General features: G+C 63.8%; 13 protein-coding genes. 5 read left to right on the top strand and 8 right to left on the bottom strand.

Annotated features, from left to right (window positions below):
* Positions 1-2: 2 nt before the first annotated feature.
* The 5 genes from FJ414_RS04280 to FJ414_RS04300 form a co-directional block, all read right to left on the bottom strand.
* A complete protein-coding gene (locus tag FJ414_RS04280) occupies positions 3-701 on the bottom strand; it encodes an ABC transporter permease subunit (protein ID WP_246672304.1) in 699 nt (232 codons plus the stop codon).
* A 222-nt stretch (positions 702-923) separates the two neighbouring features.
* A complete protein-coding gene (locus tag FJ414_RS04285) occupies positions 924-1,766 on the bottom strand; it encodes a transporter substrate-binding domain-containing protein (protein ID WP_210239636.1) in 843 nt (280 codons plus the stop codon).
* 185 nt (positions 1,767-1,951) lie between these two features.
* On the bottom strand, positions 1,952-2,947 hold the full coding sequence (locus tag FJ414_RS04290; protein ID WP_140641637.1) for an ABC transporter permease: 996 nt from the start codon (positions 2,945-2,947) through the stop codon (positions 1,952-1,954).
* On the bottom strand, positions 2,944-4,509 hold the full coding sequence (locus tag FJ414_RS04295; RefSeq protein WP_140641639.1) for a sugar ABC transporter ATP-binding protein: 1,566 nt from the start codon (positions 4,507-4,509) through the stop codon (positions 2,944-2,946). Before FJ414_RS04295 ends, FJ414_RS04290 begins: the two co-directional genes overlap by 4 nt.
* A gap of 123 nt (positions 4,510-4,632) precedes the next feature.
* Entirely contained in the window at positions 4,633-5,595 is a 963-nt protein-coding gene (locus FJ414_RS04300) for a sugar-binding protein (protein WP_140641641.1), read from the bottom strand.
* Between the two features lie 628 nt (positions 5,596-6,223).
* On the opposite strand from FJ414_RS04300, the gene FJ414_RS04305 reads away from it, so the two are divergent.
* The 4 genes from FJ414_RS04305 (at position 6,224) to FJ414_RS04320 (ending at position 9,204) form a co-directional block, all read left to right on the top strand.
* Positions 6,224-7,330: a LacI family DNA-binding transcriptional regulator gene (locus FJ414_RS04305; protein ID WP_181175513.1), complete on the top strand. Its 1,107-nt coding sequence runs from the start codon at positions 6,224-6,226 to the stop codon at positions 7,328-7,330.
* Positions 7,331-7,417: 87 nt separating this feature from the next.
* Positions 7,418-7,723: a DUF1778 domain-containing protein gene (locus tag FJ414_RS04310; protein ID WP_140641643.1), complete on the top strand. Its 306-nt coding sequence runs from the start codon at positions 7,418-7,420 to the stop codon at positions 7,721-7,723.
* Positions 7,723-8,259 carry a GNAT family N-acetyltransferase gene (locus FJ414_RS04315; RefSeq protein WP_140641655.1) on the top strand — a complete coding sequence of 179 codons (537 nt, stop codon included), beginning with the start codon at positions 7,723-7,725 and terminating at the stop codon, positions 8,257-8,259. The genes FJ414_RS04310 and FJ414_RS04315 overlap by 1 nt, the downstream gene beginning before the upstream one ends.
* Positions 8,260-8,403: 144 nt before the next feature.
* Positions 8,404-9,204 (top strand): class I SAM-dependent methyltransferase, encoded by an 801-nt coding sequence (locus FJ414_RS04320; protein ID WP_140641671.1) that lies wholly within the window; start codon positions 8,404-8,406, stop codon positions 9,202-9,204.
* A gap of 3 nt (positions 9,205-9,207) precedes the next feature.
* On the opposite strand, the gene FJ414_RS04325 is transcribed toward FJ414_RS04320, so the two are convergent.
* Positions 9,208-9,939 carry a YafY family protein gene (locus FJ414_RS04325; RefSeq protein ID WP_140641674.1) on the bottom strand — a complete coding sequence of 244 codons (732 nt, stop codon included), beginning with the start codon at positions 9,937-9,939 and terminating at the stop codon, positions 9,208-9,210.
* Positions 9,940-10,067: 128 nt separating this feature from the next.
* Here FJ414_RS04325 and FJ414_RS04330 point away from each other — a divergent pair, with 128 nt between their 5' ends.
* The gene (locus tag FJ414_RS04330) at positions 10,068-10,703 is read left to right on the top strand and encodes a LysE family translocator (protein WP_140641676.1); all 636 of its coding nucleotides are present in this window, start codon (positions 10,068-10,070) and stop codon (positions 10,701-10,703) included.
* A gap of 21 nt (positions 10,704-10,724) precedes the next feature.
* Here the strand turns inward: FJ414_RS04330 and FJ414_RS04335 are convergent, their stop codons facing one another.
* Positions 10,725-11,816 (bottom strand): 3-deoxy-7-phosphoheptulonate synthase, encoded by a 1,092-nt coding sequence (locus FJ414_RS04335; protein ID WP_140641678.1) that lies wholly within the window; start codon positions 11,814-11,816, stop codon positions 10,725-10,727.
* A 451-nt stretch (positions 11,817-12,267) separates the two neighbouring features.
* Positions 12,268-13,062 carry an SDR family oxidoreductase gene (locus FJ414_RS04340; protein ID WP_140641680.1) on the bottom strand — a complete coding sequence of 265 codons (795 nt, stop codon included), beginning with the start codon at positions 13,060-13,062 and terminating at the stop codon, positions 12,268-12,270.
* Positions 13,063-13,146 lie beyond the last annotated feature (84 nt).

Here is a 13,146-nt window from a genome sequence, read left to right on the forward strand (position 1 = left end):
TCTTATTTCGGCCGGGTGAAACTGCGCGAGGTGTAACGCTCGGCCTTCTCGAAGATCGGCGTCGAGATCGAGGTCATCACCAGGTAAAGAATGCCGGCGACCGTGTAGAAAAGCAGCGAATGATGCGTCGAGCGCGCGGCCTTGTTCGCGGTGAGCATCAGTTCGGCGACGCCGGTGACCGAGATCAGCGCCGAATCCTTGATGGTCAATTGCCAGACATTGCCCAGCCCCGGCACCGCGAGACGCAGGACCTGAGGCATGATCACGAGGCGAAACCGCAACCAGGCCGACATGCCATAGGCACGCGCCGCTTCCAGCTCGCCGCGGTGGATCGCCAGGAACGACCCGCGAAAAACCTCGGCCTGGTAGGCGCCGGAAATGATGCCGACCGCGAGCACGCCGCCGAGGAAGCTCGGCATGTTCAAGATATCCGTCGAGCCGATCGATCCGGTGGACCTTGCCACGCCGGTCAGGACCTGCGTGCCGCCATAGTAGAACAGATAGATGATCAGCAGTTCCGGTTCGCCGCGAAACACGGTGGTGTAGCTCTCGCCGATGAACCTCAACCCGCCGCGATGCGAGAGCTTGGCCGCCGCCACCAGCGAGCCCAGCACGGCACCAATCAGCATCGAGACGACGGTAACGGCGAGTGTCCAGCCGATGCCCCAGAGCAGTTGCACGCCCCAGCCGGCGGCCAACAGCCCATAGGCCGTCGACACCTGGTCCTTGAGATCGTTGAGAAACTCCACGTACGGCTCCTGCGGGCGTCGACGGGTTGCCCGCCTTAAAGCGCGTGTCAAAACGGGTTAGGCGACGCGCTTTAAGGCCTTGCCTTGATGCATGTCGTTCTCCCAAAACCGCCGCGCACTTTTGGGCGACATGCAAAGCAAACGGGAGCAGCCTTGGCTGCTCCCGTTGCGACATTACTTGGTAATGTCGATCTTGAACCACTGCATGGAATATTTCGACACCGAGCCGTCATCGAGCGCGGCCTTGAGCGCCTTGTTGTAAATGTCCTGCAGGTCCTTGTCGGTCTTGCGGAAAGCGGCGCCGATGCCCGGCCCGAGGATCGGGCCACCCTTGAATTGCGGGCCGACGAATTCCAGGTCCTTGGCGTCCGGCTTGGCCAGCGTGCCGAGGAAGTAGGTGGTGTCGGCGAAAGCGACGTCGATGCGGCCCGCCATCAGGTCGAGGTCATGCTCGTCGGTGGTCTTGTATTCACGGACGTTGGCGACGTCCTTGAGATACTTGTCGGCAAACGTCGCCTCCGTGGTCGAAACCTGCAGGCCGACATTCTTGCCGGTGAGCTCCTTGCGGAGCGTGTCGAGCGCCGCCTTGGATTCGGCGTCGTCCTTCGACAGATCGATCATCTTGCCGCTGTTGGACAGCTGCGCCAGCGGACCGTTCTTGTCGGCAAGGAAGGCGACCGGCGAAGAGGCATAGGGGATCGAGAAGTCAATCGTCTTCATGCGCTCTTCGGTGATCGACATACCATCCATGACGATGTCGAACTTGCCGGCCGTGAGGCCGGGAATGACGCCGTCCCAATCCTGCGCCACGATGTTGCATTCCAGCTTCGCGCGGGCGCAGACGTCGTTCAGGATGTCCACCTCGAAGCCGACGATCTTGCCGCTGGCATCCGTCTGGTTCCAGGGGGCATAGGAGCCCTCCATGGCGACCGTCACGGTCTTCCAGTCCTTGGCCATTGCCGGGGTCGAGCAGGTCAACGCCAGCGCGGCGAGCGCGATCCAACGTGCTGATGTCACGGTAATTTCTCCCATATTCTGTTCTTGGAACCCTCAGATGCCAATTGCTTAGCCCAGCCCCAATTCTGCGACAAGGGCAGTTTTCCGGTTCACGCGTTGTTGCAATCCGCCCGCGAATCCGGGCCTGCCCGGTGGGTTTTCCCGCGAGCACCGATCCAATCAGGACCGTGAATGTTAAAGCGAGGCTATTCCGCCGGCGCGCCCGCAACGTTTTGGCGCGTCGCTTCGATCATGCGGCGGCGGGCGCGGAAGACGCCCCATTGCTGGTCGACCAGCACGCCGATCAGGATCACGCCGCCCATCACGGCGAAGTTGAGCGAGGAGGGAATGCCGAGCAGGTTGACGAGGTTCTGCAACTCCTGCAGCAGCACGGTGCCGAGGATGACGCCGACCAGCGAGCCTTCGCCGCCGCGCAGCGAGAAGCCGCCCAGCACCGCCGCGGCGATGGCATAGAGCTCGTAGAACTGGCCGTGGCTCGCCGGCGAGATCGAGCGCGTGTACATGGCGAAATAGACTGCAGACAGCGCCGTCAGCACGCCGCAGATGACATAGGCCGCGATGATCACCCGGCCCGTGCGGATGCCGGAATATTTCGCCGCTTCCTCGTTCTTGCCGATCGCATAGAGGTAGCGGCCGAACACCGAGCGGTGCAGCACCACCCACATGACGATGGCGATGACGATCAGCGCGATGAAGGAGTTCGGCAGGCCATAGGAGCGACCCGCGGTCAGGAATTCGAGCGTCGGGAAATTCTGACCGAAGGCGAAGCCCGCCGTGCCGTCGGCGGTGTAGAAGCGCGCCACGCCGCGATAGATGAGCAGGCCGCACAGCGTCACCACGAAGGGCTGCAGTTTCAGCCGCGTGATCAGCCAGCCATGCACGAAGCCGATGATGGCGCCAAGCACGAGGATCAGCACGAAGGCCAGCGGCCAGCTCACCTCGCGCACCGCGATGAAGTCGATGAACAGCGTGCCGAGCAGGGCGACCAGCGAGCCGACCGACAATTCGATGCCGCCGGTGATGATGACGAAGGCCTGGCCGATCGACAGGATGCCGAACAGCGCAACCAGGTTGGAGGTGTTGGCGAGGTTGATCGCCGACAGGAAGCGCGGGTTGATGGCCGTCACCACCGCGCCGACCACCAGGATCAGGATCAGCAGGCCGAGATCTTTCTTGCTCATTGCGCTCCTCCCGCCGCTTGCAGCAATTTCGGCTTCTTGCCGACCGCCAGCAAGAGCACGTTCTCCTGGCTGAAATCGTCCTTGTCGAGGATGCCGGAGATCTGCCCCTCATGCATGACCGCGATGCGGTCCGACACGCCGATCACCTCTTCCATGTCGCTGGAGATCATCAGCACGGCGACGCCGGCATCGGCCAGCGCCCGCATCAGCCCGTAGATCTCGGCCTTGGCGCCGATGTCGATGCCGCGCGTCGGCTCATCCAGGATCATCACCTTCGGGTTCATCGCCAGCCATTTGGCCAGAACCACCTTCTGCTGGTTGCCGCCTGACAAAGTGCCGGTGCGGGTCAGGACCGATGGTGCCTTGATGCCGAGGTTTTTCTTCTGCTTTTCGGCCGTCGCGAGTTCAGCGCTGGCGGACACCAGCGAGCGCCTGGCATGCGCAGGCAGATTGGGCAGCGAGATGTTCTGGGCGATCGACAGGTCGAGCAATATGCCGGTCAGCTTGCGGTCCTCCGGCACCAGGAAGATGCCGTTCGCCACCGCGTCCGCCGCCGAGCCTACATCGAGCGGCTTGCCGTCGAGCGTGACACTGCCTGCCAACCGCTCGTCGATGCCGAACAGCACGCGCGCCAGCTCCGTGCGGCCGGAGCCGACCAGGCCCGCGAGGCCGAGGATCTCGCCGTGTCTCAATTCCAGGCTGACCGGCCGGTCGGGATAGGTGCTGGTGCGGATCGCGTCCGCCGACAGGGCCACGCTGCCCGGCGCGCGGGCAGCTTCGCCGGCCTTCTCGCGCTCCTTCAGCATACGGCCGATCATCAGCCTGACCATCTCGTCGTGATTGATCTGGTCCTTTGCCAGCGTGCCGGCCAGCGTGCCGTCGCGCAGCACCACGACACGGTCGGCGACGCGCTCGATCTCATGCAGCCGGTGCGAGATGAAGATGACGCTAATGCCTTCCGCCTTCAGGCCCTTGATGACGTCGAGCAGCTTTTCGGTCTCGGCGATCGGCAGGCTGGAGGTCGGCTCGTCGAGGATGACCAGCCGCGCCTTGATCGACAGCGCCTTGGCGATCTCGACCATCTGCTGCTGGGCGAGCGACAGCGAAGCCACTGGCGCGTCGGCCGAGAAATTGGCGCCGACGCGCTTCAGGAGCGGCGCCACCATCTCGCGCAGTTTCGCGCGGTCGACCAGCTTCAGCGGCCCGGCGCGTAGCGGCTCGCGGCCGAAGAAGATGTTGGCGGCGACGTCGAGGTTTTCGAAGAGGTTGAGCTCCTGGTGCACGAAGGCGATGCCAGAGCCGATGCTTTGCTCGACGGTCAATCCGTCATGCGCCGCGCCGTCGACGGCAACGGTGCCGCTGTCCGGCCGCGTCACGCCGCCGAGGATTTTCATCAGCGTCGATTTGCCGGCGCCGTTTTCGCCGACGAGGCCGATGACCTCGCCGGGCCGGACCTCCATCGAAAACCTGTCCAGCGCCACAACACCCGGATAGGTCTTGCGCACGGCCTCCAGGCCCAGGAACGGAGCGGCGATCGGTTGAGTGGTGTCGGTAGAGGTCATCGCGCCATAGTTTACCGCACGGGGCAGCAGCCGGTGGGCCACAGACTGACGGGCCTTGGCAAGTCCGTCAATACGAACGCCGGCTCAAGGTGGGACCCTCGAGCCGGCGCAACTGTCTTGGGCTTACTTGCCCGCCATCGCCTTGAGGTTGGCGGCGTAGGTGTCGACGTCATCCTTGCCGATGATCTTGGTCGGGATGATGATCAGGTTACCGGCCGGGATGCCCGACTTGTCGCCCTTGAGGTAGGCGGCCATCAGCTTCATGCCCTGATAGGCCCATTCGAACGGCTGCTGCACCACGGTCGCGGCGACAGTGCCTTCCTTGACGCCGCCCAGCGTGATCGGATCGTCGTCGAAGCCGACGACGGTGATCTGGCCGAGCTTGCCGGCATCGCGCAGCGCTTCGTAGATGCGCGGCGTGTTGTAGGAGTAGAAGCCGACCATGCAGGTGATGTCGGGGCTGGCGACCAGCGCGTCCTCGACATTCTTCTTGGCGCGCGCCTGGTCGATGTCGTCGCCGCGCACGTCGACCAGCTCGATCTTGCTGCCGGCGAGCCCGTCCTTCATGCCCTGGATGCGCTCCTTGGCATTGTCGGCGCCGAGCAGGCCGACGAAGCCGAGGCACTTGCCGCCGTTCGGCATCGCCTTCTTGGCGATCTCGGCCGCCTGCTTGCCGGCATCGACATTGGACGAGCCGATATAGGCGACACGCTTGGTCTGCGGCGCGTCCGAGTCGGTGGTGAACAGCGCCGTTTCCGACGCGATCTTGTTCAACCCGTCGGTCGAGGTCTTGGGATCGACGGCCGAGACCATGATGCCCTTGACGCCTGCCGTCACCAGGTCGTCCATCAGCCGCTGCTGGATGGCGACCGAGGACTGTTCCGGATATTTGAGCTCGAGATTGTAGTCGGGCAGTTCACCCTGCGCTTTCTTCACGCCGGCTTCCGCCGCCTTCCAGAAGTCTGACGCACCGTTGACGACGAAGGCCAGCGTCGGCTTGTCGTCGGCGCGCACGCTGGCGCTTACCGACAGGCCGACAAGCAGGGCCGCCGCGGCGACAGATGCGTTACGGATCATGGATTTCATAGTTCAACCTCCCTTGTAGAACTTGCCTTGTAGAACTCATCGCTGATGTCTCGGCTGCGGCGCGGACAACCCTCCTCCTCAAGGGTGTGGCGCAAAGGTCCGCCGACTTAAGAACGGTGCCGATCCGGCCGCGGTCGAGACACTAGACACTCATGTGGCGTTCGTAAATAGTCCGATTTGTCTGACATTTTCGTGAGACGGAGTGCACACCCAATCCGGCATGCCGCCGGGTTCCAAGCAAGCATCCTTCGCACTTTGCCGGCACCGAACGGAAGCCCAGACGGTTACGACGAGTTGACAGTAGAACGCTAACAGCTATTAGTAAAGAGTATTAGTTATGAGGCCGCGAGGTGCGCTTTCGACGCGGAGGAGACGCTGGTCGAAGGGCGCGCCGGGAGTGAGGGGAGCGAACGCCGCAACGCTTGAAACCGCGCGGAAAATACGGGAATCGTCAGCATTGCTGACCTTGTCTGGCGGTTTCGTCGCGAAGCGGCGCAGCCGGCGATTTGCCTGTCGCGCTTGCTAATATGTATTAGTCGAGCGCAATGTCGATAAACGCACCGACCTCGACCATCTTGCCGTTGCCGTCGGCCTTTGCTTTAGAGCCGGCTGGGTTTGGGAAACGACCATGAGCGAACCGACGGAACTGAGCGATCCCCCCGGAGCTTCCAAGCGCCGCAAGCCGGCCGCCAAGCCCAAGGGACGCGTCACCATGACCGACATCGCGCGCGCCGCCGGCTGCTCGCAGGCGACGGTGTCGTTCGTGCTCAACAATTCGCCGGGCATCAGGCTGTCGCAGCAGACACGCGACCGGGTGATCGAGGCAGCCCGAGCGCTGGGCTATTCGCCGCCGGTCTTTTCAGCGCTGCGGCCGCCCGTGACGCCGTTCGAAGGCCTCGACGGCGTCATCGGCTTCGCGGTCGACCAGCTCGCCACCAGCCCCGAGGCGGTGGTCGCCATCGAGGGCGCCCGGCAAGCCTCCTGGAACGCCGGCAATGTGCTTCTGGTGGCGCAGACCATGGGCGACGCGGTGATGGAGCCGCGCGCGGTTTCAGCACTGACAAGGCGCGGCATCTCGGCGCTGATCTACATGACCATCTTCACCCGCGAGATCGCCGCGCCGGATTTCCTATACAGCCTCGACATCCCGGTGATCCTGCTCAACTGCTACACCGCCGACTATGCCTTCCCGGCCGTGGTTCCCTCCGAGATCGCCGGCGGCCAGAGCGCGACAAGGCACCTGATCGCCCACGGCCATCGCCGCATCGCCACCGTCACCGGCGAGCCTTGGATGCAAGCCGCGCAGGATCGACTGAAAGGTTATCGCCGCGCCTTGGCCACCGCCGACATCCCGTTCGACCCGGAACTGGTGGTCGAGGGCGACTGGTCGGCCAGCGCCGGCTATGCCGCGACGGTCAAGCTGCTCGGGCTCAAGGAGCGGCCGACCGCCATCTTCTGCCAGAACGACCGCACCGCGATCGGCTGCTACGAAGCGCTGAAGGAAGCGGGCCTGCATATCCCGCAGGACATTTCGGTGGTCGGCTATGACGACGAGGAGATCGCCCGCCATCTCTTCCCGCCGCTGACCACCTCCATCCTGCCGCATCTGGCGATGGGCCAATGGGCGATCGAACAACTGGAGACGCCGCCAACGCCCGGCCGCGGCCGCTATCCCATCACCAAGCTCGAATGCCCGCTGGTGGAGCGGGAGAGCGTGGCCAGTGTGAAGGAATAGGTACCCAGATCACCACTTCAAAGCCGGTACGTATTGACATTGTATTGACAGTCGCTAGATATCTGATCCTGACATAGGAGGATTTCGATGGCGCGTTCCAGTCATGTCGGCAGCAATCGCGACGAAGCGCGCAAGGACGACGTGATTCAGATCCGCGCCTCGGCGGGGATGAAGGCTATTCTCAACCGCGCTGCGAGTTTGCGCGGGCAGAAGCTGTCGGAGTTCATGCTGGACAGTGCCCGCAGGCAGGCCGAGGAGACGATTCTCGACCAGCGCGCCTTCTTTCTCGATACGGATGCGCATGAGAAATTTCTCGATCTGCTTGATGCTCCGAACAAACCGTCGGAGGAGCTTCGCGCGCGTATGACGCGTAAGCCGGCCTGGGAGCGCTGATGTCCGCTGGCCGACCGCAAGGATGGCGAGTCCGCGCTCCGGAACGGCTGACCATTAGCCACGACGTATCTGAATTTCACAATGGCAAGCATTCATCTCTCGATGACTGGCTGCGAAACCGCGCCTTGGTTGCCGAAGGACTGTCCGCCCGAACCTATGTCGTCTGTGACGCGGGCACTAAAAATCGCGTCGTCGGTTATTATGCGATCTCGACGGCGATGGAAGAACGGATCGCGCTGCCAAGCGCAAAGCTTCGGCGAGGCATGCCCGAGCAAGTGCCCCTGTTGCTGATCGGTCGCCTTGCGGTCGATCAGACGTTCCAGGGAATGGGACTCGGAGGCGACCTGCTTTCCGACGCGCTGCGGCGTTGCCTCGCGGTTTCGGACATTGCCGGGGTTCGTGCTGTGGTGGCACATGCGATAGATGATGCAGCGATGGGTTTCTATCAACGGCATGGCTTCATCGCGTCTCTGCTTGGCGAGCGGATCATGCTGCTGCCAATCGAAACCGCTCAGGCGTTATTCTCGAACGTTTGAGCCTGATCCCATCAGCCAGGCGAGCGTGAGATCGCCCACATAAACACCTGTGTGCACCACACTATCCTTGCTCCGATTACGATCGCTCTGCGTCTTGGCAGCAATTCCGCCGAGGTTTAGCTTGGGCTCATATGGGAGGCTCCAATGACATCCAACTTCACCGTTCATGCCGCGTCCGGTTATGAGCAACTCATGGGGCGATGGAGCCGCAGGCTCGCGCCCAAGTTCATCGACTTCACCGGTCTGGCCGGTGGCGAAAAGATCCTCGATGTCGGCTGCGGCACCGGCAGCCTGGCCTTCGAATTGGCAAAATCGGCCGATCTCGCCGAGATCCAGGCCATCGACTTTTCGCCGGTCTTCGTAGACGCGGCCAGACAGCGCAACAGCGATCCGCGCGTCACCATCAGTCAGGCCGACGCCACGGCGCTGCCATTCGCCGACAACGCGTTCGACCGCGCATTGGCGTTGCTGGTGCTGCACTTCGTGCCGGAGGCCGGCAAGGCGGTGGCAGAGATGCGCCGCGTGGTGCGTCCGGGCGGCGTGGTCGCGGCCGTGGTCTGGGATCATTACGGCGGCATGCCTGGCATGCGCATGATGATCGACACCGTCGCGGCGCTCAGCGAAAGCGGGCGCCAGATGCGCGGCCGCTATTGCTTCCAGCCGATGATGCAGCCGGGCGAGATGAAGCGGACCTTTGTCGAGCAAGATCTCATCGACGTCAGCGAGGCCGAGCTCATGATCCGCATGGACTACGCGGATTTCGACGACTTCTGGGCGCCGATCGGCGCCGGCGAAGGCCCGCTCGGCAAATACATGACCACATTGGATCCGACCGAGCGGGGGCGCGTCGAGGCCGCCGTGCGCGATGCCTATCAGGCCGGCCGGCCCGACGGGCCGCGGTCCTTCGCCAATGTCGCCTGGGCCTGTCGGGGCATCGTGCCCTGAAAGTCACCTCGACCGCGGCGGGGCGGCGCCTCGGTTGCCGGCAGCGGCCGAAGCATTGATCTCCCAGCCGTCCACCCAGACCTGCCGCAGCCGGTCGCCCTCGCCCTTGAACCACAAGCCCGCTGGCCGGCAATCCTCGATGCGGTCGCTGCGGAAATTGCGGATGGCCTGGCGCAGTTCGCACCAGGCGACGATGTTGGCGGTCTCGGCATAGTAGATCAGCGCGACCGGGCGGATGACACGGCCGGTCGCCCGCCCCGCCTCGTCGCGATAGGAGAGGTCGAGCTTCTCCTCGTCGCGGATGGCGCGGCGGACCAGAGCGAGATCGACGGCGGAAGCGGAAGGCGCTGCAAAACCCCAGGCATGAAGAGCGTTGGCGTCCAGCGTCTGCCGCAAGGGCGGCGGCACCGCGCCAGCGATCTTGGCCCCAACGCGCTTCGCGGCCTGCTTGAGCTCATCGTCGCCGGTGCGTTCGAGCAGCGCCAGCGACAGCACGATCGCCTCCATCTCCTCGATGGAAAACATCAGCGGCGGCAGGTCGAAGCCGGGACGCAGTATGTAACCGATGCCACGCCCGCCCTCGATCGGCACGCGCATGGCCTGAAGCGCCGCAATGTCGCGATAGACCGAGCGGACCGTGACCTCCAGCCGCCCGGCGATCGTCGCCGCCGTCACCGGCTTCTTGGCCAGCCGCAGGATCTGGATGATCTCGAACAGGCGCGAGGCCTTGCGCATTTTTTCTCTCCCCGCCGAAACGCAACTGACATATCCCCGTCAGTTGGGATCGCCTATAGGGCCGCCTACCGACTTGAAAATCAACAGGTTCCTTTCTGCGCAAGCGGGTAATGTGACGAGCAACTGACATGAGCTACTCCGAAAACCTCTGGCTGTTCTTCGTGCTTCTGTTCGGCATCATCGCCGTTCCGGGCATGGACATGCTGTTCGTGCTGGCCAATGCGCTGACCGGCGGCAGCAACAGGGGTCTCGCCGCCACCGGCGGCATCATGCTCGGCGGCGCCGTGCACACGCTGAACGGCGCCATCGGCGTCGGCCTGCTCATGCATTTCGCGCCGATCCTGTTCACGCCGCTGCTGATCGCCGGCGCCGCCTACATGGCCTATATCGGCATTTCGCTGATGCGCAGCTCGATCACCGTCGGCGACGACGGACCTACGGGCAGCCGCTCGGCCTGGAAGGCGTTTCGCCAGGGACTGGTCACCTGCCTGATCAATCCGAAGGCCTATCTCTTCATCCTAGCCGTCTATCCGCAATTCCTGAAGCCGGCTTACGGCCCGATCTGGGTGCAGGCGACAATCATGGGATTGCTGACGGTCGCCACGCAGGCGGCAATCTATGGCGGGCTCGCCGTCACCGCCGGCCGCAGCCGGGGGCTGCTGGTCGACAATCCGCAAGCGACAATCCTGGCCGGACGGGGCGCCGGACTGCTTTTGTTTGCCGTTTCGGTATTCACGGCGTGGGAAGGGTTGAGGGCGGCGTGATCGCCGCCCTCGCCTTTTCGCTCAAGCCGCGCCCTGACGGGTGGCGAGCATCTCGCGCTTCACCGACCGGCGCCATTCGACGGCGCCGGCGAGGCCGTGCAGCACCGTTTCGGTGGTCGCCCAGTCGATGCAGCCGTCGGTGATGCTCTGGCCGTAGACCAGCGGCTTGCCGGGCACGACATCCTGACGGCCGGCGACGAGATTGCTCTCGATCATGACGCCGACGATGCGCTCGTCGCCCGCGGCAACCTGCTCCGCCACGTCATGCGCGACCTTTGGCTGGTTCTCCGGCTTCTTGGCGCTGTTGGCATGGCTGACATCGATCATCAGCCGCGGCGCTATGCCGATCCGGCCAAGCTCGGCAGCGGCCGCTTCCACGCTCGCCGCATCATAGTTCGGCTGGACGCCGCCACGCAGAATAACGTGGCAATCCTCGTTGCCGGTGGTTGCCGCAATGGCGCTGCGTCCACCCTTGGTCACCGCCATGAAATGATGCGGCTGAGCGGCCGACTTCACCGCCTCGGCGGCAATGCGCAAATTGCCGTCGGTGCCGTTCTTGAAGCCGACCGGGCAGGACAGGCCCGAGGCCAGTTCGCGGTGGATCTGGCTTTCGGTGGTGCGCGCGCCGATGGCGCCCCAGGCGACGAGATCGGCGATGTATTGCGGGATGGTCATGTCGAGGAACTCGGTCGCCGCCGGCAGGCCGAGATTGTTGACGGCCGACAGCACGTTGCGCGCCATGCGCAACCCCTTTTCGATGTTGAAGCTGCCGTCGAGGTCGGGATCGTTGATCAGGCCCTTCCAGCCGACCGTGGTGCGCGGCTTCTCGAAATAGACGCGCATGACGATCTCGAGCCGGTCGGCCAAGGTTTCGCGCAGCGCCGCCAGACGGCTGGCATAGTCAACGGCGGCGACCGGATCGTGGATGGAACAAGGGCCGACGATGACAAGCAGTCGATCGTCGGCCCCCGAGAGGATGGAATGGATGGCGTTGCGCGCGGTGGCGACGGTGCGCGTCGCCGTCAGCGTGCGCGATATTTCGCGCATCACCTCGTCCGGCGTGCTCAAGGCTCTGATTTCGGTGACCCGAAGGTCGTCTGTGGTGGTCAACACGGCTTTCTGCTCCTGGTTTAGGAGACCTGCCGGCTGAAACAAAAAAGCCGCCAGGTCTGGCGGCTTGTCGGATGTTTGATCTGCAAATCTTCAGATCGAGCGCAATCCTCCCGCCGCCAGCGAGCTGCTAAAGTACCAATAGGTGGCGGTCAGGTTGATCATGCGGCTCATATAGTCGATGCGGGAGTGTTTGTCACGCGGGTGATGAGAGCCAATTCGGAATGGCCGAATCTCGCGATTTCGTCATCCCAGGGCGAAGCAGGAGCGAAGCTCCGTCGCGGAGACCCTGGGATCCATTCCGTGACCTTGGCCGAGGGTTGCACCGGAGCAAATTCTGCGCCGCTGCGCCGCTTCAAAGTAACGGCATGGATCCTCGGGTCTGCGCGCGTCGCTTCGCTCCTTGCTCCGCCCGTGGATGACGAAGTGACGGTTTCCACCGGGCTCGCCGTCACTACTCCCCGATCACGCCAGCAATGTTCTGGTCATAATCGACCAACGAGCCGGTCATGACGCCGGCCTGGGGGCTCAGCATATAGGTGATCAGCCGGGCAAGCTGCGCCGGCTTGACCAGTTGGCCCATGGGCTGCGCTGCCTCGGCCTTTGCCAGCCAATCGTCGGGGGCGTCGTGCCACTTCTTCTGCACGATCGCCTCGCCTTCGGTGTCCATCCAGCCGGGCAGCACCGCGTTGCAGCGGATGCGGTTCTTCCGGTAGGAGCTCGCAACATTCTTGGTCAGCGTCATCAGCGCGCCCTTGCTGGTCGAATAGGGCGTCAGGAACGACTGGCCGGCATGCGCCGACATCGACAGCACGTTGACGATCGAGCCGGGCGCCTTGCGTTCGAGCAGATGCGCGACGAGGCCCTGCATCAGGAAGAAGGGGCCGCGCACATTGGTGTCGAAGATCTGGTCGAAAAGCTCTTCCGAGGTCTCGACCAGCGAGCCGCGCGCGGACGTGGCGGCGGCGTTGACCAGCGCGTTCAGCGTGCCGAAATGCGCGCTGGCCGTTGCCACGGCGCGCTTGCAATCGGCGACCTTGGCGACATCGGCGCTGATGAAGATGGCGTCGACGCCGTTCTTCTTCAGCGCCGCGACCGCCCTGTCGCCCTTTTCCTGCGAGCGGCCGATCAGGGCCAGCGCGCGGCAGCCCTCGTCGGCCAAGGCTTCCGCAACCGCGAAGCCGATGCCCTGCGCGCCGCCGGTGACGATGGCGCGCGTTTCTGAATTGCGACCGGCCAAACCGTTCATCGCTCTGCTCCTGTGTTTTGAATGACCAATGGATTTTCGAGGTTCATTGACGTTCCGATCAGCTTCCCGGTGCCTTGTCGCGAC

The organism is Mesorhizobium sp. B3-1-6 (assembly GCF_006439555.1).
GTDB lineage: Bacteria > Pseudomonadota > Alphaproteobacteria > Rhizobiales > Rhizobiaceae > Mesorhizobium.

Excerpts from the sequence above, each read along its gene's own strand:
- FJ414_RS04290 (WP_140641637.1), bottom strand. The coding sequence starts at position 2,947 with ATGAGCAAGAAAGATCTCGGCCTGCTGATCCTGATCCTGGTGGTCGGC.
- FJ414_RS04295 (WP_140641639.1), bottom strand. The coding sequence starts at position 4,509 with ATGACCTCTACCGACACCACTCAACCGATCGCCGCTCCGTTCCTGGGC.
- FJ414_RS04300 (WP_140641641.1), bottom strand. The coding sequence starts at position 5,595 with ATGAAATCCATGATCCGTAACGCATCTGTCGCCGCGGCGGCCCTGCTT.
- FJ414_RS04305 (WP_181175513.1), top strand. The coding sequence starts at position 6,224 with ATGAGCGAACCGACGGAACTGAGCGATCCCCCCGGAGCTTCCAAGCGC.
- FJ414_RS04310 (WP_140641643.1), top strand. The coding sequence starts at position 7,418 with ATGGCGCGTTCCAGTCATGTCGGCAGCAATCGCGACGAAGCGCGCAAG.
- FJ414_RS04315 (WP_140641655.1), top strand. The coding sequence starts at position 7,723 with ATGTCCGCTGGCCGACCGCAAGGATGGCGAGTCCGCGCTCCGGAACGG.
- FJ414_RS04320 (WP_140641671.1), top strand. The coding sequence starts at position 8,404 with ATGACATCCAACTTCACCGTTCATGCCGCGTCCGGTTATGAGCAACTC.
- FJ414_RS04325 (WP_140641674.1), bottom strand. The coding sequence starts at position 9,939 with ATGCGCAAGGCCTCGCGCCTGTTCGAGATCATCCAGATCCTGCGGCTG.
- FJ414_RS04330 (WP_140641676.1), top strand. The coding sequence starts at position 10,068 with ATGAGCTACTCCGAAAACCTCTGGCTGTTCTTCGTGCTTCTGTTCGGC.
- FJ414_RS04340 (WP_140641680.1), bottom strand. The coding sequence starts at position 13,062 with ATGAACGGTTTGGCCGGTCGCAATTCAGAAACGCGCGCCATCGTCACC.